23 protein-coding genes are annotated in these 25,521 nt (G+C 40.7%); 12 read left to right on the top strand and 11 right to left on the bottom strand.

Annotated elements, in window-relative coordinates; genetic code table 11:
• Nucleotides 1-294 precede the first annotated feature (294 nt).
• Both ACVS9P_RS06880 and ACVS9P_RS06875 read left to right on the top strand, forming a co-directional pair.
• A complete protein-coding gene (locus ACVS9P_RS06880) occupies nt 295-492 on the top strand; it encodes an adenine-specific methyltransferase EcoRI family protein (protein ID WP_452102848.1) in 198 nt (65 codons plus the stop codon).
• Nucleotides 493-497: 5 nt separating this feature from the next.
• Nucleotides 498-833, top strand: coding sequence for an adenine-specific methyltransferase EcoRI family protein (locus tag ACVS9P_RS06875; RefSeq protein WP_452102847.1), 336 nt, complete (start codon nt 498-500; stop codon nt 831-833).
• A 297-nt stretch (nt 834-1,130) separates the two neighbouring features.
• On the opposite strand, the gene ACVS9P_RS06870 is transcribed toward ACVS9P_RS06875, so the two are convergent.
• The 4 genes from ACVS9P_RS06870 to ACVS9P_RS06855 all read right to left on the bottom strand — a co-directional run bounded on the left by ACVS9P_RS06870 (nt 1,131) and on the right by ACVS9P_RS06855 (nt 6,501).
• Nucleotides 1,131-1,325 (bottom strand): hypothetical protein, encoded by a 195-nt coding sequence (locus tag ACVS9P_RS06870; RefSeq protein WP_452102846.1) that lies wholly within the window; start codon nt 1,323-1,325, stop codon nt 1,131-1,133.
• A gap of 363 nt (nt 1,326-1,688) precedes the next feature.
• Nucleotides 1,689-2,861 (bottom strand): hypothetical protein, encoded by a 1,173-nt coding sequence (locus tag ACVS9P_RS06865; protein ID WP_452102845.1) that lies wholly within the window; start codon nt 2,859-2,861, stop codon nt 1,689-1,691.
• A gap of 411 nt (nt 2,862-3,272) precedes the next feature.
• Entirely contained in the window at nt 3,273-4,361 is a 1,089-nt protein-coding gene (locus ACVS9P_RS06860; protein ID WP_452102844.1) for a glycosyltransferase, read from the bottom strand.
• Between the two features lie 697 nt (nt 4,362-5,058).
• A complete protein-coding gene (locus ACVS9P_RS06855) occupies nt 5,059-6,501 on the bottom strand; it encodes an alanine/glycine:cation symporter family protein (protein ID WP_452102843.1) in 1,443 nt (480 codons plus the stop codon).
• A 330-nt stretch (nt 6,502-6,831) separates the two neighbouring features.
• Here ACVS9P_RS06855 and potA point away from each other — a divergent pair, with 330 nt between their 5' ends.
• The 5 genes from potA to spoIVB all read left to right on the top strand — a co-directional run bounded on the left by potA (nt 6,832) and on the right by spoIVB (nt 12,049).
• Nucleotides 6,832-7,968, top strand: a complete 1,137-nt coding sequence (gene potA, locus ACVS9P_RS06850; RefSeq protein WP_452102842.1) for a spermidine/putrescine ABC transporter ATP-binding protein — start codon at nt 6,832-6,834, stop codon at nt 7,966-7,968.
• Nucleotides 7,965-8,783 carry an ABC transporter permease gene (locus tag ACVS9P_RS06845; RefSeq protein ID WP_452102841.1) on the top strand — a complete coding sequence of 273 codons (819 nt, stop codon included), beginning with the start codon at nt 7,965-7,967 and terminating at the stop codon, nt 8,781-8,783. Before potA ends, ACVS9P_RS06845 begins: the two co-directional genes overlap by 4 nt.
• A complete protein-coding gene (locus ACVS9P_RS06840; RefSeq protein WP_452102840.1) occupies nt 8,780-9,589 on the top strand; it encodes an ABC transporter permease in 810 nt (269 codons plus the stop codon). Before ACVS9P_RS06845 ends, ACVS9P_RS06840 begins: the two co-directional genes overlap by 4 nt.
• The gene (locus ACVS9P_RS06835; RefSeq protein ID WP_452102839.1) at nt 9,590-10,801 is read left to right on the top strand and encodes an ABC transporter substrate-binding protein; all 1,212 of its coding nucleotides are present in this window, start codon (nt 9,590-9,592) and stop codon (nt 10,799-10,801) included.
• A 156-nt stretch (nt 10,802-10,957) separates the two neighbouring features.
• Nucleotides 10,958-12,049 carry a SpoIVB peptidase gene (spoIVB, locus tag ACVS9P_RS06830; RefSeq protein ID WP_452102838.1) on the top strand — a complete coding sequence of 364 codons (1,092 nt, stop codon included), beginning with the start codon at nt 10,958-10,960 and terminating at the stop codon, nt 12,047-12,049.
• A 189-nt stretch (nt 12,050-12,238) separates the two neighbouring features.
• Here spoIVB and nrdG read toward each other — a convergent pair whose 3' ends face one another.
• Both nrdG and nrdD read right to left on the bottom strand, forming a co-directional pair.
• Complete coding sequence (nrdG, locus tag ACVS9P_RS06825; RefSeq protein WP_452102837.1) at nt 12,239-12,760, bottom strand: anaerobic ribonucleoside-triphosphate reductase activating protein; 522 nt, start codon at nt 12,758-12,760, stop codon at nt 12,239-12,241.
• A gap of 50 nt (nt 12,761-12,810) precedes the next feature.
• Nucleotides 12,811-14,970, bottom strand: coding sequence for an anaerobic ribonucleoside-triphosphate reductase (gene nrdD / locus ACVS9P_RS06820; RefSeq protein WP_452102836.1), 2,160 nt, complete (start codon nt 14,968-14,970; stop codon nt 12,811-12,813).
• Nucleotides 14,971-15,388: 418 nt separating this feature from the next.
• Here nrdD and spo0A point away from each other — a divergent pair, with 418 nt between their 5' ends.
• Nucleotides 15,389-16,141 carry a sporulation transcription factor Spo0A gene (gene spo0A, locus ACVS9P_RS06815; RefSeq protein WP_266161168.1) on the top strand — a complete coding sequence of 251 codons (753 nt, stop codon included), beginning with the start codon at nt 15,389-15,391 and terminating at the stop codon, nt 16,139-16,141.
• Between the two features lie 121 nt (nt 16,142-16,262).
• Here the strand turns inward: spo0A and citG are convergent, their stop codons facing one another.
• From citG to ACVS9P_RS06800, 3 genes are all read right to left on the bottom strand, one after another.
• Nucleotides 16,263-17,654, bottom strand: a complete 1,392-nt coding sequence (gene citG, locus ACVS9P_RS06810; RefSeq protein ID WP_452102835.1) for a triphosphoribosyl-dephospho-CoA synthase CitG — start codon at nt 17,652-17,654, stop codon at nt 16,263-16,265.
• Nucleotides 17,655-17,671: 17 nt separating this feature from the next.
• Complete coding sequence (gene citC / locus ACVS9P_RS06805) at nt 17,672-18,736, bottom strand: [citrate (pro-3S)-lyase] ligase (protein WP_452102834.1); 1,065 nt, start codon at nt 18,734-18,736, stop codon at nt 17,672-17,674.
• A 135-nt stretch (nt 18,737-18,871) separates the two neighbouring features.
• Nucleotides 18,872-19,804: a LysR family transcriptional regulator gene (locus ACVS9P_RS06800; RefSeq protein WP_452102833.1), complete on the bottom strand. Its 933-nt coding sequence runs from the start codon at nt 19,802-19,804 to the stop codon at nt 18,872-18,874.
• A gap of 179 nt (nt 19,805-19,983) precedes the next feature.
• Between ACVS9P_RS06800 and citD the strand changes: the two genes are divergently transcribed.
• The 4 genes from citD to ACVS9P_RS06780 all read left to right on the top strand — a co-directional run bounded on the left by citD (nt 19,984) and on the right by ACVS9P_RS06780 (nt 24,190).
• Complete coding sequence (citD, locus tag ACVS9P_RS06795) at nt 19,984-20,283, top strand: citrate lyase acyl carrier protein (RefSeq protein ID WP_452102832.1); 300 nt, start codon at nt 19,984-19,986, stop codon at nt 20,281-20,283.
• Nucleotides 20,280-21,182, top strand: coding sequence for an aldolase/citrate lyase family protein (locus ACVS9P_RS06790; RefSeq protein ID WP_452102831.1), 903 nt, complete (start codon nt 20,280-20,282; stop codon nt 21,180-21,182). The genes citD and ACVS9P_RS06790 overlap by 4 nt, the downstream gene beginning before the upstream one ends.
• Before the next feature lies 1 nt (nt 21,183).
• Complete coding sequence (gene citF, locus ACVS9P_RS06785) at nt 21,184-22,746, top strand: citrate lyase subunit alpha (protein ID WP_452102830.1); 1,563 nt, start codon at nt 21,184-21,186, stop codon at nt 22,744-22,746.
• Nucleotides 22,747-22,867: 121 nt separating this feature from the next.
• Nucleotides 22,868-24,190, top strand: a complete 1,323-nt coding sequence (locus ACVS9P_RS06780) for a 2-hydroxycarboxylate transporter family protein (RefSeq protein ID WP_452102829.1) — start codon at nt 22,868-22,870, stop codon at nt 24,188-24,190.
• Nucleotides 24,191-24,361: 171 nt separating this feature from the next.
• On the opposite strand, the gene ACVS9P_RS06775 is transcribed toward ACVS9P_RS06780, so the two are convergent.
• Nucleotides 24,362-24,922, bottom strand: coding sequence for a chromate transporter (locus ACVS9P_RS06775; protein ID WP_452102828.1), 561 nt, complete (start codon nt 24,920-24,922; stop codon nt 24,362-24,364).
• Nucleotides 24,919-25,503 carry a chromate transporter gene (locus ACVS9P_RS06770; RefSeq protein ID WP_452102827.1) on the bottom strand — a complete coding sequence of 195 codons (585 nt, stop codon included), beginning with the start codon at nt 25,501-25,503 and terminating at the stop codon, nt 24,919-24,921. Before ACVS9P_RS06770 ends, ACVS9P_RS06775 begins: the two co-directional genes overlap by 4 nt.
• Nucleotides 25,504-25,521 lie beyond the last annotated feature (18 nt).

Here is a 25,521-nt window from a genome sequence, read left to right as displayed (position 1 = left end):
TACTGTTTTATTTTTCTTTCTACAAGGTTTATTCTTAAAAATAACAAACAAAACTTCAATCACAATTTTGACAATGAATTTTTCGGGGGCGTATGTATTCAGATAAGATTGGTATTGAGAGCAAATCACCTTAAAGACCATATAGCTGGAGAATTTGTTGATAGCTATGATAGAAGCCTGATAATTTATGATCTTAAAATGTTTTGCGGTATAGCAAAAAAATTCATTAATGTGCTGTAAAAAGATCAATGATCTAAAACAAATTAGAATAAAAGGAATTAGGTGAATTTTGCTATGAACTTTAGCTCGCTGGGATTAAAAGAGCTGATAGCGACTTGTTATGCGACATCCCCGATTGTTTATACCCAGTTGACGTTATTCGGTAAAGAAACTTTTTCCTGCAAAGAGGATAGCAAAAAGAAACCGTATAAAATTGAAATCATGGAAGTCGCCGACGAAAACTGCGACGTATGGGTAATATTTGTTGGTTGACCAATGTGGACATTGAAAAGCGACACGAAAATATGCCCCTTTTCAGAAACTATTCATATGACATATACCCAAAATATAATAATTATGACGCTATCGAAGTCGGAAGAACCGCAGATATTCCATGTAATTATTTCGGCGTTATAGGTGTACCAATTACTTTTATGGATAAATATAGTCCCGAACAAATTGAGGTTGTAGGAATTACAACGAACGATAAAGAAAATTTATGGGAGATAAAAACAAGAACATATCCCAAAGCTGATGCAGAGAACTATACTATTCTTAATGCCGCAAGTGTTTTGAAAGTTGGAAATAAACTTAAAGCAATAGAACAAAGATAAAAACAGTATCTGCAATACTATCATAATACGACACATCAAGTTCATGCTTGATGTGTTCCGATTCCATTTTGGGATAGGTATCATATTCCTCTTTGATCATTTTTGCGTTTTTCGGATTTTAGGCTTTTTTCTGCTATTCGTTAAGCATATCAAACATGGGGATATCATTAATACCTGTTGACCTGTCAAGGGTCAGGCATAATTCACCATCAATCCGGTTGATCTTGAGACCGTATAAATCTTCCATTGCAAAAAGGGTGTGCATAAAACCAATGTGGAAATCAATTTCGGGGACATTTAAAGCTCGCGGCGATACGTCCAATGTCTAGACCAAAGCATTGACAAATTTTTTTGGGGGCGTTCTGGTTTCAGACCATATTGTGCTATGCGCACGTCAGCATTTCGTTTGTCGAAGCTGACTTTCATTCCCAGCGCTTTTTGCGTCATGCCATGGAGATTTCGAATACACCGAATTCGCTCGCTGATGGCCATAATCGTCTATCCTTCTGTTCTGCATAAGATGAAATCCATGAACTCATTATAGCTTATTTGTTTAAAAATCGTTAATATGAATTAAGCGAAAAAGTTAAATGCTTTGAAGGAAGAACAATTTATAAAAGCAAATACGCTTAGCATAACAGAAACTATGAAATGAACGTCCAAACAGTTTCCTTCCAGGGAAATAGACTAAGACCTTGCGACAACGCAAACGAGTCTGGTGAAACAGCAAAATAGCGGATCGCAATTTTGCGGTCCGCTATTGTCTGTTTAATTTTAAACTTCATCTTTTTATAATCATATAAAATTGCAGCAGGTACTTATTGGAATCTAATCAATTATTCTGATCTAACTTCTCTATGCGATTTGCATAATAACAAGGTGCGCTGAAACAGGTCTTGCTCCGCCTGCGAGGGGAGTAATAGTCAGTGCAGGTGTATTTCCAGCAGGGTTTTGAACCGTCAGAATTGAATTGGTAGAAGATGTTTGAACAAGAGCCAATCCTACTATCTGAGAAGTCCCTGTAGCCCGACCAGCCACCGTATAGGATAAGTCAGCGGAGTTGAGAGTCAAAATCAATTGCCCTGCTTCGGTCACACTTACCTGAAACAAAATTTGGTAAGTGCCAATGTTAGCCAAGTTAAATGAGCTGGCAGTAATACGAGTTATTGCAGACCCACTAATAGACCCATCTTGAGGAAAGTTTACGTCAGTTCCGGGAGCAATTGTTGCGGAATTATCAGAAGGCATTACAGCGAAGAAATCGGCGTAGTTTAATATTCCTCCAGCTGTTCCGGTAGCACCAGTAGCGCCTGTCGCACCGATATCTCCGGTAGCACCGGTAGCACCTGTAGCGCCTGTCGCACCGATATCTCCGGTAGCACCAGTAGCGCCTGTAGCGCCTGTCGCACCGATATCTCCGGTAGCACCGGTAGCGCCTGTCGCACCGATATCTCCGGTAGCACCGGTAGCACCGGTAGCGCCTGTAGCACCGATATCTCCGGTAGCACCAGTAGCGCCTGTCGCACCGATATCTCCGGTAGCACCGGTAGCACCAGTAGCGCCTGTCGCACCGATATCTCCGGTAGCACCTGTAGCGCCTGTCGCACCGATATCTCCGGTAGCACCGGTAGCGCCTGTCGCACCGATATCTCCGGTAGCACCGGTAGCACCTGTTGCACCGATATCTCCGGTAGCACCAGTAGCGCCTGTAGCACCGGTAGCGCCTGTCGCACCGATATCTCCTGTAGCACCGGTAGCACCGGTAGCACCAGTAGCGCCTGTAGCGCCGGTAGCGCCAGTTGGTCCAGTTGGCCCAGTGACGCCAACCCCTGTTGGCCCGGTGGGGCCAGTAGTTCCCGTAGCTCCCGTTGGACCAGTTGCTCCGGTAGCTCCCGTTGGACCTATACAGCATTTTTTACAATGGCATTCCTCGTCGCAACAAGCTATTTTTCTTTCGTAATATGCGATACGTTCATCACGTTGTTTCTGATAGCATTCTCTGCATTCCTGATCACAACATTTACTCATTCTCTCATTATAATAATTCACCCATCTTTTACATTCGTATCTGTATTTGTTTTCACATGCCTTTATACAGCATTCGCAATTTTTTGGGGTTTTATTGCAGTCGTTACATTCAATACAATATACATCCTCATATGGCTGTTGATTTTCCAAACCTCCATCGCCTCTTTCAATCAATACTAAATCGGTCTTCATCTGTTTGGAATGAGGGAAAATCTCCCCTTTATATGATATGACGTTAGGAAAGGAAAGGTCAGAGTTAAATTACCGTGACATTTTATTGCAGAGTTTTTGACCGACATAATTAAAAGATTTAACTTTGGCACATGAAGATATAAGGCTAAATTAAATGGATCTATGAGTAAGTTCCCACCGCTTTTCATTTAGCTCATTATCAGGTATTCTACAGGTTGTTTAAACACCAGATTTATTTGCCTTTCGCGATTTAAAATAAATTCGATTATATGCCACAGAAGAATCGTTGGGTTTAAAACTGCCTGCCAGCTCGTTGTATCGTTCTGCGTCCTCCAGACGACCCAGTCGATCTAAGCAAACCGAAAGTTCAATGCAGGGAACATATCCCCAGAGATCATCTTGAATAAAGCCCCAACAGTTTTCAGGCTTTTTAAGTGTTAAAGCAAGCTTAAACCAAAAAGCCGCCTTTTCATAATCCTCTTTAGCTTTAAAAATATAGGCAATCTGACAGCAGATCTCTGCTCTGGGGGTATCATACATGAAGCTGCGGGTTAGGGCAAGAAACTGTTGCTCAGGTTTATTTTCTTTATCAAAACATTGTGCCAGTTCCGCGCACGCAGTAATATTATCTTCGACCCAGCCTTCTCCGGACTGAAGAAAACGACTGAAATATTCAATCGCCTCACGGATTCTCCCATTGTCCTTTAACTCTCTTGCATAATAATAAAGACCTCGCGCCGACAACTTTTTTCCCTGCGCCAGCAGCTTTTCATAAATACCAATGTTTCTGCCTGTCGGAGAGTAGACAGTCTTTGTATGTGTTATGCAGACATCCGAATTTATAATATTGCCGGCAATTTCAAGGTATTCATGAACTGGTTCATGCCATTTGAATTGACAAGAACGCTTTACGAGCCGCTCACGAAAATACGAAAATGTCACATTCCCCTGCATATCAAATCCGGTGTTGTATTTCATCATAACGACGTCGGGCGAGCTATCTAAATTTTCTTTGAGAGAAATAAACTTTGCGCTGTCCTCAGGTAACAAAACATCATCTGCGTCCAGCCAGAGAATGTATTCTTTTGTTGCTTTATCAAATGCATAGTTTCTTGCTGAAGAAAAATCATCAATCCATTTGAAATTGTATATTTTGTCCGTATATATCCGGGCGATTTCTTTTGTCAAATCTGTTGAACCAGTATCAACAATAATGATTTCGTCAACTATGCCTGCTACAGATGACAAGCATCTGGCAAGGTTTTTTTCTTCGTTTTTCACAATCATGCACAAACTAATGGTAAGCATAACATTCCTCCCAAATAGAAATAGGTACGCTATCATTATATTAGTTGTACTTTTAAGTGTTACAGCATTGACGACTAACTTTCGCACAGACGTTACTTGCTCAGCAGCTTATATCAGTATGTCATATAGAATTTCACAAGCAGTCTGATTTGTGTACTGACTAATGAGCATTGTCTGTATTTATTTCCGAAGTCTTTGATATGGGCGAACTCATCTACGGTCACTGAAGTGACAATTACTTTTTATTATGCAAAACAAAAATCAGCCATGGTAGAAAGTATCACCACAGCTGATCCTTAAAAACTTAGTACGACTAAAATTAAATGGATTTATTAATACTAAAAAATATGGCAAATAAATTGTATCAAAAACAGGTAGTACACCTTTTTAAGTAATAGACGATGTTGCTTTATTCGAACACCTCATTTTTAAATATGTTTGTACTTAGCGAGAATGAGGTTGAAATTTTAACCCACTTTCTCAGTTCGAAATTCAGTCTATCGAAAAATTTTCAACAAATAAATTAACCGTCTCTATGATGCAATAAGCATATGGATACAGGCATTTTGATAATAGTGATTTAGGACACCGTATGATATGGATTGCTGAAATCAAAACGAGTAAATACTATAAATTTATATAAGAACAGCGGCATTCCCGATTAAGAGAATGCCGCTGTTCTTATAATTTGTAATTCTTAGTCTTCTAGTTTTTCTTTATAAGAAGTTTTTATGTATTTCCTTTTATTGAAAAATTGTTTGGTCTCTTTTACAACAACGCCGCTTAAAGCAAAGATGGCAATCATATTCGGAATTGCCATTAGACCGTTAAAAATATCTGCAATGGTCCATACTGCCTGAACAGTCATATAAGGCCCAATGAAGACCGCTAGAATATAAAGCCAGCGATAAACAAGGACTGTTTTCATTTTTCCACCGGTCAAATATTCAAGGCAGCGTTCGGAATAATAATCCCACCCAAGGATTGTGGTAAATGCAAAGAAAATAAGACAAAGCATCAGTAGGAAAGAAGAGACAATGTTCGGGAACGGAAGCCCTTGATTAAAGGCATAATTTGTAATTTGTACGCCTTCGAGTCCATTTATTTGCCATGCACCTGTGAGGACAATGGAAAGTCCAGTCATAGTACAAATGATGATGGTGTCAATAAAGGTTCCTGTCATGGAGACAAGGCCCTGACGGACGGGCTCTTTGGTCTGAGCAGCAGCTGCTGCAATTGGAGCAGAGCCAAGTCCGGCTTCGTTGGAAAAAATACCGCGTGCAATACCATTTTGTACGGTAATAATCATAGTTCCTACAATACCGCCGGTTACTGCAGAAGGGTTAAATGCACCCTGAACAATAATTGCAAATGCCTGCGGGATTTTTTGAACATTGCAAATCAACAGAATAAGACTTAGAATTATATAAGTGACTGCCATAAAGGGAACAATGATTTCTGAAACCTGAGCGATTCGTTTAATGCCGCCAATGAGAACTAATGCCACGCAAATGCTCAGAATAAAAGAAGCGATTACGACTGTCCAAGAATAAGTTCCGATTCCTGGAATCGTTACAGTCCATTGCTGGTCTGGATCGAAAAAGCTATTCACAGCAGATGAAATTCCGTTTACCTGTGAAAAGGTACCGATTCCAAAAAGACCAACACATACTCCAAAAAATGCGAAGAATTTAGCAAGCCACTTCCATTTTTTGCCCATGCCATGTTCGATATAATAGAAAGGACCACCTAGTGCGTGATGGTTTTTGTCAATTGTACGATACTTAACTGCCAAAAGCCCCTCTGCGTATTTGGTCGCCATTCCGAAAAATGCGGCAACTTCCATCCAGAATAAAGCACCAGGACCGCCTGCAGAAATTGCAGTTGCAACACCAACGATATTACCGGTGCCGATGGTAGCAGAAAGCGCTGTGCATAATGCGCCAAAAGAGGTTACTTCACCGTCTCCGCCTTCTTCATTTTTCACCATCCAGTGAAGTGCCAGCGGAAGTCTGCGTATTTGCAGAAGTCCTAGCCGGCAGGTCAAATAGATTCCGCCTAACAAGATCAGAACCATCAGGGGGATTCCCCATACAAAATTGTCTACACTTTTTAAAATACTGTTTACCGTTTCCCACATGTTTTTTACTCCCTCAAACTTTTTTTAGGTTCTCCCTTTCTTTTGAATTATTTTCAGCAATACATTTTATTATATCATGAAATTCGATAAAATTCTACATTTGTTATTGGTTGCAAGCCTTACTCATATGGAGAATTTATTTCAAAAAAGGGGGAGAATGAAAAGAAGATAGGATGATCAGTTTGGTTGCCTTTTTAAAATAAATGAGACTGTCAAAAGACAGACTAAATTTTCTTTTTTGCGGGCTTTGAAAAAAAATTGACAAAGCACAAATTTACTCTTATGATGTAAAAGAATGTTTTATTGCAGAGAAAAAAGGGGGCGCATAAATTGGGAAAGAAAACCATGATAGAATTACAGAATATTGAGGTTTCTTTTGATGGAGAGCAGATTTTAAAGAATTTTAATTTGCGGATTTTAGATGGAGAGTTTGTCACACTTTTAGGACCATCAGGCTGTGGGAAAACGACGACGCTTAGAATTATCGGCGGATTTACAAATCCGGATAGTGGAAATATTTATTTTGACGGAAAGCGAATCAACGACCTGCCGCCCTATAAAAGAGAAGTTAATACGATTTTTCAAAAGTATGCGCTTTTTCCCCATTTAAATGTTTATGAGAATGTGGCATTTGGAATGCGCGCTCATAAAAAATCCGAAAAAGAGATCAAGAAAACAGTTCACGAGATGCTCGATCTTGTAAATCTTCATGGATTTTCTCATCGAAATGTGAATCAGCTTTCCGGCGGACAGCAGCAGCGAGTGGCGATTGCCCGGGCGCTGGCAAATTCGCCGAAAGTGTTGCTCCTTGATGAGCCGCTTAGCGCTCTGGATATGAAACTGCGCAAAGATATGCAGAACGAATTAAAAAAGATTCAGCAGCAGACCGGAATCACTTTTCTCTTTGTTACGCACGACCAGGAAGAGGCACTTTCTATGAGTGATGTGGTTGTTGTAATGGATAAAGGTGAAATCCAGCAGATCGGGACGCCACAGGATATTTACAATGAACCCAAAAATGCGTTTGTTGCCGATTTTATTGGAGAATCCAATATACTAGACGGAATTATGCGCGAAGATTATTTGGTCGAATTTTTTGGACATAAATTTCGCTGTGTAGACAAAGAATTTAAAACGAATGAACCTGTGGACGTTGTGATTCGTCCAGAGGATATCGATGTGGTAAAACCAGATGAGGCAGCCTTGTCCGGCATCGTTACCAGTGTTACTTTTAAAGGGGTCCACTATGAGATCATCGTGGATGTTAAAGGGTTCAAATGGATGATTCAGTCTACTGATTTTACAGCGGAAGGAGAACATATCGGATTAAAGATCGGGCCGGATGATATTCATATTATGCACAAGTCGGAATATTCGGGTACTTTTGGAGATTACAGTACCTTCAGCGATGAGATGGAGGAAGATTTGCAGACCCATTTATCTTCGCTTGAGGAGGGGGAGAAATGAAATCCAAAAAAGCCTGTTATCCCTATGTAGTATGGATGGTACTCTTCGTAGTTGTCCCGATGCTTATGGTTGTATTTTTTGCGTTTACCGATAAATCAGGCAATTTTACGCTTCAGAACCTTTTGGGCGTTGGTCAGTACAGCAATGTGTTTTTGCGTTCTATTTGGCTGGGTGCGATTGCAACCGTAATTTGTTTGGTTTTAGGATTTCCGCTTGCGTATTTGATTGCTCGTACCGGCAGAAAATCACAGAATGTCATGGTGATGCTGATTATGCTGCCAATGTGGATGAACTTTCTGCTGCGTACCTATGCATGGATGACACTTCTCGAAGACAACGGAATTTTGAATCAGCTGTTTGAGGCAATTGGCCTTCCAAAATTACAAATGATCAATACTGCCGGAGCGGTTGTTCTGGGGATGGTCTATAATTATCTGCCTTTTATGATTTTGCCGATCTATTCGATTCTGACAAAGATGGACCCTTCTGTGATTGAGGCCGCTCAAGATTTGGGCGCAGACAGACGGCAGGTCTTTCTCAAAGTCACCCTGCCAATGAGTACTCCTGGAATTATTTCCGGGGTAACGATGGTATTTGTTCCTGCTGTGAGCACTTTCATTATTTCAAAGATGCTGGGCGGCGGCGCGAATCTGCTGATCGGAGATCTGATCGATATGCAGTTCTTGGGTTCCGCTTATAATCCGAATCTTGGATCTGCCATTAGCCTGGTTCTGATGGTTTTAATTCTAATCTGTATGGGAATTATGAATCAGTTTGATGATGGGGAAGAAAGCAATGGAGGGCTGATGATATGAAAGTGCTCTCAAAAGTATATTGCTTTTTTATCTATCTCTTTTTATATGCACCGATTGTCGTGCTGATCGTTTTTAGTTTTAATGACAGCACGACAATGAGTCGTTCCGTATGGTCTGGTTTTTCATTTAAATGGTATGGACAACTTTTCAGTGACCGCTTGATTATGCAGGCATTGGGAAATACAATTTTGATTGCCGTTGTTGCGGCAGTTGTCAGCACGATTTTGGGGACAGCTGCAGCAATCGGAATCAATTCGCTGAAACGTTGGCCGCGCCGATTGGTGATGAATATAACAAATCTGCCGATGGTGAATCCTGAAATTGTAACCGGTGTTTCGATGATGCTTTTGTTTGTGATTGCCGTTCGGGCGATAAATACCAGTCTTGGAATCGGCAGCATTATGATTGCACATATCACGTTCTGCTTACCTTATGTAATCCTTTCGGTCAAGCCGAAACTTAGCCAGATGGACCCAAATTTGTATGAAGCGGCGCTTGATCTAGGATATCGCCCTTCGCAAGCATTTTTAAAGGTGGTTTTTCCGGAAATCATTCCGGGAATTGTTACCGGAATGATTATGGCTTTTACGCTTTCAATTGATGATTTCATTATCAGCTACTTTACAAGCGGCACTACACAGACTTTGCCGATTTATATCTACTCGATGACCCGTAAGCGGATCAGCCCAGAAATCAATGCGCTGTCAACCTTGTTATTCGCTATCGTTTTGGTTCTCCTTTTGATTGTGAATTTGCGGAAAGAAAAGGAAAATAAAGAAATTCTGCAAGAAGAGGAGGAGCCATAAATGGGCAAAAGTTGGATTCAAAAAAGTATGGCATTTTTGTTTTCTGCGTTGATGATTGCCTCTCTTTGCGTTGTTCCGGCTTCGGCAGAGGACAATGCGGAAGCCGCTCCTGATACGGGTGTTACCATCAATGTTTATAATTGGGGAGAATATATCAGCAACGGTGTTAATGGAACGCTGGATGTAAATGCCGAATTTACAAAACGGACAGGAATTCATGTAAACTACACGACTTTTGATACAAACGAATCGTTGTATTCAAAGCTTTCCGGAGGCGGAGCGGAATATGATGTCATTATTCCGTCAGATTATATGATTTCCAAACTGATTGATGAAGGTATGCTCGAAAAATTGGATTTTGATAAAATTCCCAATTTTAAGTATATCGATGATCAGTTTCGCAATCCTGCATATGACTCGGAGAATGCGTATTCAGTTCCCTATACATGGGGCGTCATTGGAATTTTTTACAATAAAAATTATGTGGATGCAAGCGAGACGACAAGCTGGAAAGTCCTCTGGAACCCAAAATATAAAGGAAAAATTTTGATGTTTGATAACCCGCGGGATTCTTTTGGAATTGCACAAAAAATTCTGGGGCAGTCCTATAATACGACAAACGCGAGTGATTGGGAGGCAGCTGCCAATCTTTTAAAACAGCAGAAGCCTTTGGTACAAGCCTATGTAATGGATCAGATCTTCGATAAAATGGATGGAGGAGAAGCATGGCTTGCTCCTTATTATGCCGGGGATGCAGCAACATTGGTTGAAAATAACCCGAATATCGGGTTTACAATTCCTACAGATGAGCCAACGAATTCTTTTGTAGATGCTGCCTGTATTCCAAAGGGAAGTTCCCATAAGGAAGAAGCGGAGGCTTATATCAATTTTCTCTGTGATCCGGAAATTGCCGCCGCAAATGTCAGCTATATTGGATATTCGACTCCAGAGAGCGCCGCAAAGGAACTTTTGCCGGAAGAAACAATAGAGAATCCAATCTATTATCCTCCTCAGGAGATTATGGATAAAGCAGAAGTTTATGTAAACTTGCCGGAAGATACCAATATGCTTTTGGATACGCTTTGGGCAGAAGTTAAAATGGGAGGTTCTGGAGAGACAACGACTTTAGTGGCGGTTTTGGCAGCGTTTTTACTGCTTTATATTGGGATCGTGATTCATAAAAGACGAAAACGAAAACGCGAATTGCAATAATTAAATTTTAATTTTTGGGAAAATTTTTGGGAGACCCGCATTTTTGCGAGGTCTTTCTTTTTTTGGAAGGGAGGATATGCCGTAAGAGAACAGGATTGACAAAATAAACATCTCTCTTTGTGGAAGAGTATTTTCACAAGGAAGGAGGTGAAGAAATTGTATTCGGTCAGAAAAAATTCAAAATTAATTTCTGCTTTTCTTTTAATTGCAGCAATATTATCCGGGCTGGTTAATATTGTTCCGGCTGAATCAAAAAATGTTATCGCTGCATCCTCTTTGTCAGAAAAGCAGGTAATTCTTTGTGGAACTCCGTTTGGAATCCGTTTATTTACAAGTGGTGTAGTAGTGGTCGGAACTGCGGATATTCAAACGAATGAAGGGACTGTTAATCCACCGGCAAAATCGGGAGTACAGGTAGGAGATATTGTCACAGGCGTAAATGGAAAAGAAGTCAATTCTAATGAAGAAGTTTCCGAAGCGATTCGAAAAAGCGGCGGACAAGTTGTACAGCTTAGTCTTTTGCGAGAAGGAAAAGCATTTACAGCAGCTTTGCAGCCGGTAGCTTCTCCAGCAGGATATCGGGCAGGATTGTGGGTGCGAGATAGCACTGCCGGGATTGGTACGCTGACTTTTTATGATCCTGATAGCAAAATTTTTGCGGGATTAGGTCATGGAATTTGCGATCCTGATACGAATGAATTGATGCCGCTTCTTTCCGGTGATGTTGTCCCCGTTACAATCAGTGGAATTCGAAAGGGAGTACAAGGCACCGCAGGAGAATTACAAGGCTATTTTGCTTCGGATACTGCAATAGGAACGCTCAGTCAAAATGGAACCTGTGGAGTCTTTGGTTCGCTTCGAGAAAATCCGCAGGGAGAAACAATTTCAGTGATGTCTGCCGATGAGGTGCATGCAGGGCCGGTCAAAATTCTGAGTACGATTGATCAAAATGGACCGAAAGCTTATGATGCATGTATTGAATTTGTGAACTGTCGTGGCGGAAACTCAAAAAATATGGTGCTAAAAATAACAGATTCCGAACTTCTCGAAAAAACGGGCGGAATTGTACAGGGAATGAGTGGCAGTCCAATTTTACAGGATGGAAAGCTTGCGGGAGCAGTTACCCATGTTTTTGTTAATGATCCTACCAGGGGATATGGGATTCTAGCAGTCAATATGATTTCTGCCGATTCTCAAAGCCAGGAAACTTTTGCCGGATCCCTGCTTCCCGCAGTTAGAATTTTATAAAAAAATAAAAGCGGTACAGCTAAAAAGATTTTGATTCGGAATATCCGAAATCAAAATTCTTTTATAAGCTGTGCCGTTTTTACTGATTTATTCTGATTCATTAAAAATATAATCTAATGAATTTTTGGAAAATTTAGAATGAAAATACAATCCAAAAAAGCTACAACATCTTTTTAAAATATTTTATTTTCACCCGTTCCAAAGAGTGACAGAACCATTTTTGCGAGTCGCATTTAGATCAATTAAGCGTTGATTCGAACTGCCGCGAAAACGAAGAGAGATATCATGAAGCTTCTCGACATATCTGCCGTCTACTAAGACATCCAATAGAGAAAGCATCTCATCCGTTGATTCACACCGTGGATAGGAACCCTCTTTTTTTAGTTCTTCCAAGGTGAATCCAGAAAAGCACCAAATGGTTTTCTGCGGAAATGTTTTCCGTACTTTTTTTAAAAATGGAAGAAGAATTTTTTGATTTTTTGGTTCGAAAGGTTCTCCGCCCAAAACGGTTAAACCATTAATGAAAGGAGGTTCCAGCATGTGAAGAATTTTTTCTTCTGTTTCTTCTGTAAAAGGTTTTCCGTAATGAAAATCCCAGGTTTGCGGCTGAAAGCAATTTTCACAGTGGTTGGTGCAGCCGGAAACGAATAGGCTAATTCGAACGCCTTCACCATTTGCGATATCGCAGTCTTTGATTTCTCCGTAATACAAAATGTTTCCTCCGTCTTTTTCAAAAATACAGTGCGAAAGTCGGCAAATTTTTATAGGTGCATGACGCGATCGCGAATTTCTTCTGTACGGCCTTGATTCCAGAACTGTGTGCCAATATATCCACAGGTGCGGCGTGCAACATTCATTTTGTCCTGATCCTCATTGCCGCATTTCGGACATCTCCAGACAAGCTTTCCATCTTCTTCGACAATCTTAATTTCGCCGTCCCAGCCGCATACTTGGCAATAGTCAGATTTTGTATTGAGTTCAGCGTACATAATGTTGTCATAAATAAATTTCATAACCTGAAGAACAGCTTCAAGATTGTCCTGCATGTTAGGAACCTCTACATAGCTGATTGCTCCTCCGGTAGAAAGATGCTGGAACTGTGCTTCAAATTTTAGTTTTTCGAATGCATTAATTTCTTCGGTAACATTTACATGATAGCTGTTCGTAATATATCCCTTGTCTGTAACTCCCGGAATAATTCCAAAACGTTTCTGTAAACATTTTGCGAATTTATAAGTGGTGGATTCCAACGGTGTTCCATAGATTCCGAATCCGATATTGGTTTCTTTCTTCCAGCGCTCACAAGCTGCATTCATATACTCCATCACCTGTAATGCAAATGGGGTAACAGAAGAATCTGTATGGCTCTTTCCGGTCATATATTTGACGCATTCGTAGAGACCAGCATATCCCAAAGAGATGGTGGAATAGCCGCCGACTAAAAGTTTATCGATTGGTTCGCCCTTTTTCAGCCGCGCACAAGCACCATACTGCCAGAGAATCGGAGCAACGTCAGAGAGAGTCCCCATTAAACGATTGTGACGGCACATCAGCGCACGGTAGCACAAATCAAGGCGCTCATCAAAAATTTTCCAGAATTTTTCAATATCGCCGCCCGAAGAAAGCGCAATATCAGGCAGATTCAATGTGACAACGCCCTGGTTAAAGCGTCCATAGAACTGATAATTTCCGTTTTCATCTTTCCAAGGAGAGAGGCAGGAACGACAGCCCATTACAGGGAAGCAGTTGCCTTCTTTGTATTCTTTCATTTTCTTTTCGGAGATGTAGTCCGGTACCATACGCTTGGCAGTGCATTTTGCAGCCAATTTCGTTAAATAATAATAGGGAGCATCTTCTTTAATATTATCTTCTTCAAGCACATAAATCAGTTTTGGGAAAGCTGGAGTAACCCAGACGCCCTTCTCATTTTTTACGCCCTGATAACGCTGCTTTAAGGTTTCTTCAATGATTAAAGCCAGATCTTTCTTTTCTTGATCATTTTTTGCTTCGTTCAAATACATAAAGACGGTCACAAAAGGAGCCTGACCGTTTGTTGTGAGCAAAGTCGTTACCTGATATTGAATTGTTTGGACTCCACGGCAGACTTCATCGTGAAGACGATCTTCTACCAGCTTATAAAATTCTTCCTCAGAAGGATGCGCATGAATTTCGTCCATTTCTTGCTGAACAATTTTTCTGATTTTCTGGCGGCTTACATCTACAAACGGAGCCAAGTGTGCAAGAGAAATGGATTGTCCGCCGTATTGATTGGAAGCAACCTGTGCGATGATCTGTGTTGCGATATTGCAGGCTGTTGAGAAGCTGTGAGGACGTTCAATTAAGGTACCTGTAATGACGGTACCGTTTTGAAGCATGTCTTCCAGATTGACCAAGTCACAGTTGTGCATATGCTGTGCATAGTAATCAGTATCATGAAAATGAATAAGTCCTTCACGGTGAGCTTCTACAATATCTTTTGGAAGCAAAATACGTTCCGTAAGATCTCTGGAAACCTCACCAGCCATATAGTCGCGCTGCGTAGAGTTTACAACAGGGTTTTTATTGGAATTTTCCTGCTTTGCTTCTTCATTGCAGCATTCAATCAGAGTTAAAATCTTTTCGTCAGTCGTATTGCTTTGACGAACTAAAGATTGTGTATAGCGATAGGTGATATAGCGCTTGGCAACTTCAAAAGCGCCATGCGCCATAATCTGATCCTCTACAAGATCTTGTATTTCTTCTACAGAAGGAGCATGGTTTATCTTTTGGCAGGAGAAATCTACCGATTCTGCAATCCTCTGTATTTGGGTGGGTGTCATGCGCTCAGCCGCTTCAACCACTGCGTTTGCTTTGGTGACAGCTGTAATAATCTTTGTAATATCAAATTCTACTTCAGATCCGTTTCGTTTGATGACCTTCATAATAAACTCTCTCCTTCGTTTTTCTTGCAATTGTTTCTTCATAAAAGACAATACATCATATATGTTGTGTGTTTGAATAGTATAACACATACATATAGAATTTCAAGAGTATTTTCCAAATTAATGCTTTAAATAAAATGACGAAAAAAGTCAAGTGCTTTTTTCTACAAAAAAGTTTTTATAATTTGTCTGTTTTCCCACATTATAGAGTTTCCTCTTTCTAATATTAGAAAGAGGTTTTTAATGTGATTTTGTTGAAACTTGTTTTTCTTTAAAGAAAAATGAATTTTTTTGGTTAGCAAATTGATTTTTTCTCTTTTATTTTTCCCAAAATCAAATTTTTTTGCAATAAACTATTGCCATTATTTCCAATATATGGTAATATAAATGCATAAAATATCAATTAGGGGGACTAAATATGGAAAATTATATCAAACTCATTGTTTCGGACGATACGGCGGATTTTCAGGAGGAATATGCAGAAGGCCTTTCGCAGGCAGGGCTGCAGGTTACATATGTGCCGAAGGACGGAACAAAACTACTAGAGAGCATTGAAGCACAAAAACCGCAGGCAGTTTTAAGCTGGCTCTTTATGCCGGGTCTAGATGCTGTAGGTGTTATGCATGCTCTAAAAGAGAAAAATCTGGATCATATGCCGCTTTTTATTATTTTGAGTAATTTTACCAGTCCAACTTTGGAGCGAGAGGTCTTGTCATCGGGTGCTGCTTATCTTGCGGTACAGCCATTCAATCCCGAAGAATTGGCATTTCGAATTCATCAACTTTTAAAATTGGAAGAGCCTGCGCCAATCAATGAAAGTCTTGAAATTCAAGTTACTGAAATCCTTCATCAGATCGGAGTCCCTGCGCATATTAAAGGATACCATTATCTTCGTGATTCTATTTTAATGGCAATTGAAGATCCGGATATTATCAATGCTGTGACAAAACAGCTTTATCCTGGAGTCGCCCGCAGATATAATACGACACCTTCCCGCGTAGAACGTGCGATTCGCCATGCGATTGAAGTTGCGTGGGATCGTGGAGATGTTGATATTTTGAATTCGTATTTTGGGTATACCATTCATAATACACGCGGCAAACCAACGAACAGTGAGTTTATTGCAATGATCTCGGATCGGCTTCGTCTTCATATGAAAACGGCCGGCTAAAGGAAGTGAGTCGTTTTCAAACTTAAACATTTTTAGTGTACAGTCTATCAGTTAAACTCCTTTTCTTTATTGAGGATAAATTTTAGTCCTTAATAAGGAAAAGGAGTTTTTTATGGTTTTATCAGTACAGATTAGAATCTTGGTTTAAAAAATGGAGGAAATAGGACAATGCTAAAATATCCGCGCTGCCGCCGGGACTGATATTTTGGGCAATAAATTCTTGATCGAGTTTTTGCGCAAAGTGAAGATAATCTCGATGCTCTAAATCATTTTCTAGTTCCTCTTTGAGAGTGTGCTGAATTTCTGTCATCCTTTTATAAGAGGAACGGCTGATTACGTTTGTATCTTCCGAATTGGCAAGAATCGTTAAAAGCGTAAGAATACCGGTGTCGTTTAAATTATAATTTTCTTGCAGAAGCTGTTCCATTTTTGGAAATGCCACATCAAACAGGATTGGGAAACCATCGATTGCTTCTCCGCGAACCCCGCGAATCCCGTAACGCACAAATAGTTTTTCGCCGTTTGTCGTTGCACTTTTTGCGGTCAAATTTGAAAAATCATCAGCCATGGGGGCTGCAATTTCTTTGCATAAATTTTGCAGAACGCTACCATTTATCGAAATCGAATTTCCATAACAAATTCCGAGTGCTGTTTCTAAAATTCCCAGAGAAAAAATGATTCCCTTATGGGTGTTAATGCCTTTGGTAGCACGCAGCATGGCAATTTCCGCTTGAATCCCTATGGAACGAAGTTGGGGCAAAAGCGTCTGCGGATCACATTTGCAATGACTAATTCCAAAATTCACGAATGCTTTAAAATAGGGCAATAGGGCAAGTGAACTCGTTTCAAAAGTGACGATGTCCATATCTTTATGGGCCCCTGTGTTGTTTTTGTCCACTAATCCTGGTTTTGGAGTAGCCAAAACTTCATAGAGAAGAGCGCGTGCTGCTGTAGAAGCAATATGCGCAGCATATTTTTCCGAAAAGTAATCTTGTATAATCGAAATGGTATGTTCCAAAATTTCATTTAAAGAATGAGTGCGAGAACGGCTGCAAACAAAAGTGGGACCTCCACAGACGAGACAGCGGCGCTGGGGAAGAGAAAGAGCGGTACGAGAGATCTTTTGTCCATTTTTGTCCAATACATCGATATCAAACAGCCGTCCCAAAGAAGAATTTTCCTCTAATTCGGTCAACGCCTTTTTTACTTTAAATGCGTCCGATTGAACACAAAGATAACCTTCATAACCCGTTGCAAAATGACTTTCTTCCAAGTGACAGATAGGGATTCTCATCGTTTTGCATTGGTACTTAATTAGCTCAAGCCCTTCTTCATAAGTCTTTACAGCAAGCGGAAAAACTTTTATGGGGCCGGCAATATTAAGTGTAAAGGAAATCAGCGTCATCTGATATTGCTGCAGCAGCTGATTCTGCTTTTGAACGCGATTTTCACGTGCAGAAAGCATCTGCGGCAATTCTATGCGTTCACCAATTAAAATTTTTTGAATGTCCATGTTTTCACCTGACTAGTTTAGTAATGAATAACGTTTTTAGAGGCGCGGATTTTTTCGACAACTGGTTTTGCTTCAGCTGAAGTAAAGTAGCGCCAAGTCGATTCTGGTACGAGGGATTTAAAAAGTTCCATATTTCCGTTTTGTAAGGCACTTCTGGCGGACGAAGCGCTCACCGGAGCCCCAGCAGATTCCAGGCGTGGAATGATGGTACAGTGAAGACCGTTCTCTTCTAGCTGTTCCTTCATAATTTGATTGTAGAGGTTTGTTACGTGGCTAAAAGGTTCCTCGCCTACAAAACGAACCGAAATATTTAATGTTTGTGCAATACGAATAAATATGGTTACGTCCAGTTTTGCATGCGCTAAAATCACGGTATCGGAATCCTTTAAAAAATAAGACGGAAAGGTAGCATTTGAAATTAGATAATTCCCGGTCGTGTGATAAACGAGATTTTGAATTTGTGCAGAACCTTCTCGAATCAATTTTTTGCGGACTGAAAATGGAACAAGCGAAACATCTTCCGACACGATAAATACATGCAATAATTCGCATTGTTTTGCTGCGGTTTTTAATAGATACTGATGTCCAAGTGTAAAAGGATTTGCATTCATGATGACTGCACCTTGCAATTTTGCAGAAGCAGAGAGCGGATTTTGTGCCGTTTCTTCTTTTAATTGCTGCAAATAGGATTCGAAACCGGTCTTTCGGTTTTCCATAAAAACGACCTTGTCATCTACTCGTGCAATCTCATAAAATCCCATAGAGGAAAATCTATGTGCCATCTCGCATTTGGTGTAGAGAAAGAGACCTATTCTGCCCATCTCGTATTCATGCTCTATTAAATTGCTGACAACAATATTCATGAGCCCTTCTCCTTGATGGGCACTGTCTACTGCAAGACAGCGCAGTGTATTCCCAAAGCAAGAGCCTGTGGCAACCAAGTTTTCTTCTTCATCAAAAAGCCCCATGGTGTAATCTAAATTTTTATCGTGCTGAATTCCTTCTTGGTTGAGGAGAGCGTCAAGCTTTTTAATGGCCCGTTTATCATAGGAATAAATAATGCTTGCTGAATATTCCGCCATAAAATTTTCCCCTTTCACTTCTTTTCAAAGTTTTTGGTTCATTATAGCATTCAAAAATTTTCTTGTAAAGGAATCAAAATTTTAAGCTTTTTACATTTTGCAGAGAGCAATTTGTAAAATGCAATTTTATCAATTTTATAAAGAGCTTTTATCGTCTGTGCTTTTTTCGACTTGTTTTGCTTGCAGCAGAATCTCAATCAGATCCCGCATGTATTTTGGCAGATACAAATCTTTGCGGTGACAAATAAAGAATTCTCGCTTTGTCTGAATGTCGAGGATGGGATAGATGCAAGCTTGATTTAGTAAATCCGGGGTTGTATTCAAGTAATTGCGCGGACAGAGCATAACAGCGTGGCAAGCAATAGCGGCGCGCTTTGCAATTTCGATACTGCCGGTTTCAATCAGAATGCGCGGATGAATATTATAGTTCATTACGAGCTGATCTTGAACGGTTCTGCTGCTGTGCCCCTTTTTTAAGGCAATAAAAGATTCATATTGGGCTTGCGCAAGTGTGATTGGAGTTTCAGCAGGAATGCTTTTTGCAAAATCGGTGTCTTTATCAACAAAAAGGATCATCTCTTCGTTTTCGACTAAACGATAGTCTAATTCTTCATAATGAGGGTAGGTGGTTACACAGCCAATATCAATCTCTCCGTTAAGCACCATTTCTTCAATGGCGGCAGAACCATTTTCTACTAACTTAAGGGTTACATGAGGATATTTCTTATAAAATTTCGGCAAAAGATATGAGATTAACTCAAGTCCTCTTTGAATGGGCATTCCAAGGCTGACAACTCCGCAGACTTCATTGTTAATATCATGGATTTCATTATGCAGATTTTTTTGGATCATTAAAATCTTTTTAGCAGCAGAGATATATTGCTGCCCGGCATAAGTCATTTCTATGGGGTTGGAATAGCGCTTAAAAATCTGTGTCCCAAGATTGTTTTCAATCTGTTTTATCATCTGGCTCAGGGACGGCTGTGAGACCCGCAGCTTATCCGCCGCATGGCTAATATTACCCTCTTTTACAATCGCCAGCATGTATTCTAATTGCCGGTCATTCATATCAATTTTTCCTCCTTTTTTAAGCTGCCTCAACTATAACATAAATCTTATAATTTGTATAGAATAATTCGTAATTGTAAATATACTGCCCGCGTGCTATTCTAAATACGTAAAAATAAACAAATTGTTTTTTAAGTTAAAAAAACAATTAGGACTATTGACAGAACGAGGAGGTACCTATGGACATTAAAAAGTCAGCCATCGCTGGAACATTGGAATCGAGTGATGCGCAGGTAACCGTGGAACCTGGAAACGGAAAAATTGATTTTTCCCTTGACAGCACAGTCATCCATCAGTTTGGAGATCAAATTCGTGCAGCTGTACTGGAAACTTTAAAACGACTGGGCGTCAGCAATGTAAAAATCACCGTAGTAGATCGTGGTGCATTGGATTGTACGTTAAAGGCACGCGTAGAGTGTGCTGTTTTTCGCGCGAATGACCAGACCGATAATCTTCCATGGGGAGGGGCAATCAAATGAGAAATCCAAATCTAAAACGGTTAAGAAGAACCATGATGTTTTTAAATTGTCAGAAACCCGGTTTGATTAAAGATCCTTATATTTATAAACCGGATTCGATTATGTTGGATCTCGAAGATGCAGTAGCCGAAAATCAGAAGGATGCTGCTCGGTATTCCCTTTATCATGCGCTAAAAGAAATCGACTATCGTGGAGTGGAAAGGGTTGTCCGAATTAATGGATTGGAGACCCCACACTGGCAGGAAGATGTTCGTGTTTGTGTTGCAGGCGGAGCGGATGTCATTCGTATTTCTAAAACAGAGACAGCAGAAGATGTCCATCGCGTCGAAGCGGCTGTAGAAGCTGCCGAAAAGGAATTTGAAGTTCCGGTAGGGCACACTTTGTTGATGGCTGCACTGGAATCTGCAAAAGGTGTTATGAACGCCTATGAAATTTGTAATTCCAGTGAGCGTTTGTTTGGCATTGCCCTTTCCGGAGGGGATTACAGCAAGGATTTGCAGACAGTCATTACCGGAACCGGAGTCGAATTTGCGGGCGCACGTCAAAGCATGATTATTGCGGCACGCGCTGCCGGTAAGCAGTGTTTTGATACTGTATTTACAAATCTTGACGATATGGAAGGATTCGCAAAAGAAGTCCTGATGATTAAACAGATGGGATTTGACGGAAAATCCATCATTAATCCTCGTCAGATAGAAACTGTGCATCAGATTTTCACACCGTCTCAAAAAGAAATTATCTTTGCAGAAAAAGTCGTACGTGAGATCGAAGAAAAACGTGCAAAAGGAATTGGCGTTTTTACAGTCGATGGAAAGATGATCGATATCGCATTCTACGATGGCTCAAAGCGGACTCTGTCTTTGGCAAAGGCCGCAGGTGTGTATGAGGGGGAACTGTAAAATGAAGAATCAAGTTGGCAGAGAAATTCCTGACGAGCTTTTGAAACAATATGGAAAGAAAGTATTTTCCGGCTCCTTTGCCCGCAGCGAAGATACCTATCAAAAAGCCGGCCCCTGTGTACATAATTATATTGACCCGACTCAGTCCAAGATGGTCTCCAGCATTCATGAGGCGCTTGTAAAGTGTAAGATCCATGATGGAATGGTACTTTCCTTTCATCACCATTTTCGCGATGGAGACAAAATTGTCAACATGGTAATGGAAGAGGTTGCAAAGATGGGGGTAAAGGATATCACCATCTGTGCAAGTTCTCTCGGTTCTGCTCATGACCCGGTCGCAGAGCTAATCGAAGAGGGAGTTGTCACTGGAATCCAGACTTCTGGTGTCCGCGGCAAAATCGGCGAGGCGATTTCTCACGGAAAGCTCAAAAATCCGGCTATTATCCGGTCTCATGGAGGTCGTGTGAGAGCAATCGAAGAGGGCGACGTTCATATTGATATTGCCTTTATTGGTGCTCCTACTTCGGATGAATATGGCAATGCGCGCGGCGTTGGAGGAAAAAGTGATTGCGGCGTTTTGTCTTATGCGATGGTAGATGCAAAATATGCAGATCGTGTTGTAGTCATTACGGATTGTATGGTGCCGTTCCCGAATTATCCGGCGAGCATTTCTATGACAGATGTAGATTATGTTTGCAAAGTGGATTGTATCGGTGACCCGAATAAAATCGTCAGCAACGCAGTGCGTATGACGAAAGATGTGCGAGAGTTAAATATGGCTCATTATTGCACACAGCTGATTGCAGAATCTCCCTATTTTAAAGATGGATTTTCTTTTCAGACGGGTGCCGGTGGCGCTTCTCTAGCGGTCAATACGATGCTTCGTCCGATCATGGAAGAGAAAAATATCCATATGAGTTTTGCAATCGGTGGCATTACGAAACCAATCTGCGATTTACTGGAAGCCGGTTTGGTACGAAACATTGTAGATGCGCAGGATTTTGATTTGGGTTCGATCGAATCCTTTAAAAATGATGCAAATCACTACGAGATTTCTACTTCTGCTTATGCGAATCCGATGAACAAAGGTGCTTTTGTCAATCGACTGGATTTTGTAATCTTGGGTGCATTAGAGGTTGATGTAAACTTTAATGTGAATGTGGTTACAGGTTCTAATGGAGTATTACGTGGAGCGCCCGGAGGTCATCCAGATACTGCTGCCGGTTCTAAATGTTCCATCATTGTTGCACCGTTGATTCGCGGCAGAATCCCAACTGTTTGCGATCAGGTGGTCACAGTGGTAACTCCAGGAGAAGATGTAGACATTGTGGTAACAGATTATGGAATTGCAATCAATCCAAAACGGCAAGACTTAATAGAAGCTTATAAAGATTCTCATCTGCCGTTCTGTACGATTGAGGAGTTGAGGGATAAAGCTTATGCGATTGTCGGAACTCCTGAGCAAGTGCAGTTTAAAGATAAAGTAGTAGGAATTCTGGAAGCCCGTGATGGTTCCATCTTGGATGTCATTCGAGAAGTAAAGCCCTTTGAATTTAAGGATTAAAGATATTTTAGAGAAGCAAAATTTATTTTGAGTAAGAGGATTGAAAAGGCTAAATCCGGTGGTTGCATAAGATAGAGCAAAATTTTAGACTTCCCCGGAGAAGAAATATGGAGGAATAATTATGTCAGAGTACAAAAAAAGGTTTTTAGCGCCTGTAAAGCCAATGGGATTACCATGGTGGTTGGCTTTAATAATTGTTGGTGTTGTATTTGCAGCGGAATATACCGGTGCTCTTTCTGCAGATCTTTCTGGTTGTTTTGCCCTGATGTTGAGCATTGGGATTGTTTGCGATGAAATTGGTGAAAGAATTCCGTTCTGGAATACCTATATTGGCGGCGGAATTGTCATGACTTACATCGTATCCGCATTTTTGTTTACTTATAAAGTGATTCCGGATAAATACGCACAAGGGATTAACACTTTAATGGATAAATCCGATTTTCTTTCTTTCTTCATTGTTTTCTTGATTGTTGGTTCTGTTCTTGCTTTGGATCGTAAAATGCTGATTCGCTCTTTTGCTGGCTATTTGCCTGCCATTTTTGGAGGCCTAATTGGTGCAAGCTTACTGGGTGTTCTCGGAGGATTGATTTTTGGAGTAAACCCGATTAATGTACTAATTAAATATATGCTCCCAATTATGGGTGGCGGTAACGGAGCAGGTGCGGTTCCGCTAAGCCAAATTTATCAAACGGTTACTGGAGATCCTGCGGCAAATTATTATACATTTGCGATTACCATTCTAACAATTGCAAATGTTTTTGCCATTATTTCCGGTGCTCTTCTTAAAAAGCTCGGTACGAAAAAAACGACTTGGACAGGGGGATCAGGGGATAAAGCTGAATTGATGCGCAAGGGTGGAAACTTTGCAACAGAAGATAAGGATGTTAAGCCTTCCATGAAAGATCTTGGCGGCGCATTTCTTTTGGGGCTCGCGTTTTATGCGCTCGGCCTTCTGTTTGCAAAGGTAATTTTGCCCACTATCGGCGGTGCTCCGATTCATCAATTTGCTTACATGATTATCTTTGTAGCAATTGTTGCGGCAACCGGAATTGTTCCGGCCAATATCCGTGCTGCCTGCAAGACTATGCAGACCTTCTTTACAAAGAATTTCATTTTAATCATTATGGTCGGTGTTGCGGTTGATACCAATATCAATGATTTGATTGCAGCAATTACTCCGAGCAATATGATAATTGCATTGCTGATTGTCATCGGTGCAATTATTGGTTCTGCACTGGTTGGCTATTGGGTAGGATTCTATCCAATCGATTCTGCAATTACGGCTGGCCTTTGCATGGCGAACCGTGGTGGCAGCGGCGACTTAGCAGTTTTGGGTGCTGCAGATCGTATGGGATTGATTGCATATGCACAGTTGTCCTCTCGTCTCGGTGGCGGTATTGTGCTGATTATCGGCAGTGTAATGTTTGGTGCATTCCTTAAATAAACACATTTTCAATAGACAACAACTCAATATAGTTTTCGCTCCTCTATAAATAGTTTCGGCGCTTGTATTGCGCTAAAAAAGCGGCCTAACAGATGATTTCATCCTTCTCTGTTAGGCCGCTTTTTTTATTTAAAACGATAGATAGATTTTGTTAGATAAAAGGAGGTGAAATTAGAATTGAAATAAAATACCAACGATAGCACCAATGGCAATATATAGGATCGGATGCTTTTTCCATTTAAATATAGCAAAGAGCAAAACAAAGAACAGAAGAATATTTCGCCAGTCGAGTGCTCCGAGAGAAAATGATGAAAAATCTGTACCGGCAAGTAAAAATGCATTCTCGAGGACGGATGTTGCAGAGAACGCAATCATTCCGACCACTGCAGGACGCAGCCCACTGAAAACATTTTGTACCAGTTGATTTTTTCGAAATTTTTCTAGTGCGCGCGCAATCAAAATAATAATAATTAATCCGGGAAGTACCAAAGAAATGGTAGCGAGAATTGCGCCCAGAGGGCCGGCGGTTTTCATTCCTACATAAGTTGCCATGTTTACACCCAGCGGACCAGGCGTAGATTCGGAGACCGCAATCATTTGAGTTAATTCTGCTTTTGTAAACCATGGATATCGCTCAGCCATGGAATAAAGGAAAGGCAGAGTAGCAAGTCCTCCTCCAACCGAAAAAAGACCCGTTTTAAAGAATTCGATACAAAGCTGCAAATAAATCATTTGGATTCCTCCTTATGAAAAGGAGTTAAAAGCTTTTTTAAGCTCTTTTTTCCAATTTCAGAATAAGCAAATGCTCCAATTCCACCGGCTCCTAAAACGACCCATACGGGGTTGACTTTTAAAAAAAAGACAACATAAAAGGAAAGAATCATCAAAAAAACACCAAGCACATTTTGAACACCACTTTTTCCCATTTTCCAAACGGACTGAACAATTAAAGCGGCGACTGCGGCACTGATTCCGCGAAAAGCGCTCTGAACGATTGGATAATCGCTGACTTGCTGTAGAATTGTTGCTAATATTATGATAATGATCAAACTGGGAAGAATCACTCCCAGTGTAGCGGCAATTGCACCAGGAACTTTTTTGCGTTTGTATCCGATAAAGGTGGCGGTATTAACAGCAATCGTACCGGGAGTACATTGGCCAACGGCAAAATAGTCCATCAGTTCTTCCATGGTACTCCACTTATGCTTTAGGATCAATTCTCGTTCCAACATGGGGAGCATTGCATAACCTCCACCAAATGTAAATGCACCAATGCGAAAAAAGGCTGCCAACAGTTCGAAATAATCTTTCATTTAATTGCCTCCTTGAAT

It is taken from the genome of Caproicibacterium sp. NSD3 (assembly GCF_053613275.1).
The sequence above is the reverse complement of the archived record's forward strand: the minus strand, read 5'-3'. Positions and strand labels throughout refer to the sequence as shown.

Bases quoted from the DNA above. Each gene is read 5' to 3' on its own strand.
- ACVS9P_RS06770 (WP_452102827.1), bottom strand. From the start codon at position 25,503: ATGAAAGATTATTTCGAACTGTTGGCAGCCTTTTTTCGCATTGGTGCA.
- ACVS9P_RS06780 (WP_452102829.1), top strand. From the start codon at position 22,868: ATGTCAGAGTACAAAAAAAGGTTTTTAGCGCCTGTAAAGCCAATGGGA.
- citD (WP_452102832.1), top strand. From the start codon at position 19,984: ATGGACATTAAAAAGTCAGCCATCGCTGGAACATTGGAATCGAGTGAT.
- spo0A (WP_266161168.1), top strand. From the start codon at position 15,389: ATGGAAAATTATATCAAACTCATTGTTTCGGACGATACGGCGGATTTT.
- citG (WP_452102835.1), bottom strand. From the start codon at position 17,654: ATGGACATTCAAAAAATTTTAATTGGTGAACGCATAGAATTGCCGCAG.
- citF (WP_452102830.1), top strand. From the start codon at position 21,184: ATGAAGAATCAAGTTGGCAGAGAAATTCCTGACGAGCTTTTGAAACAA.
- ACVS9P_RS06790 (WP_452102831.1), top strand. From the start codon at position 20,280: ATGAGAAATCCAAATCTAAAACGGTTAAGAAGAACCATGATGTTTTTA.
- nrdD (WP_452102836.1), bottom strand. From the start codon at position 14,970: ATGAAGGTCATCAAACGAAACGGATCTGAAGTAGAATTTGATATTACA.
- ACVS9P_RS06860 (WP_452102844.1), bottom strand. From the start codon at position 4,361: ATGCTTACCATTAGTTTGTGCATGATTGTGAAAAACGAAGAAAAAAAC.
- ACVS9P_RS06800 (WP_452102833.1), bottom strand. From the start codon at position 19,804: ATGAATGACCGGCAATTAGAATACATGCTGGCGATTGTAAAAGAGGGT.
- ACVS9P_RS06845 (WP_452102841.1), top strand. From the start codon at position 7,965: ATGAAATCCAAAAAAGCCTGTTATCCCTATGTAGTATGGATGGTACTC.
- ACVS9P_RS06855 (WP_452102843.1), bottom strand. From the start codon at position 6,501: ATGTGGGAAACGGTAAACAGTATTTTAAAAAGTGTAGACAATTTTGTA.
- ACVS9P_RS06880 (WP_452102848.1), top strand. From the start codon at position 295: ATGAACTTTAGCTCGCTGGGATTAAAAGAGCTGATAGCGACTTGTTAT.
- citC (WP_452102834.1), bottom strand. From the start codon at position 18,736: ATGGCGGAATATTCAGCAAGCATTATTTATTCCTATGATAAACGGGCC.
- ACVS9P_RS06775 (WP_452102828.1), bottom strand. From the start codon at position 24,922: ATGATTTATTTGCAGCTTTGTATCGAATTCTTTAAAACGGGTCTTTTT.
- ACVS9P_RS06840 (WP_452102840.1), top strand. From the start codon at position 8,780: ATGAAAGTGCTCTCAAAAGTATATTGCTTTTTTATCTATCTCTTTTTA.
- ACVS9P_RS06835 (WP_452102839.1), top strand. From the start codon at position 9,590: ATGGGCAAAAGTTGGATTCAAAAAAGTATGGCATTTTTGTTTTCTGCG.
- ACVS9P_RS06870 (WP_452102846.1), bottom strand. From the start codon at position 1,325: ATGGCCATCAGCGAGCGAATTCGGTGTATTCGAAATCTCCATGGCATG.
- ACVS9P_RS06865 (WP_452102845.1), bottom strand. From the start codon at position 2,861: ATGAGTAAATGTTGTGATCAGGAATGCAGAGAATGCTATCAGAAACAA.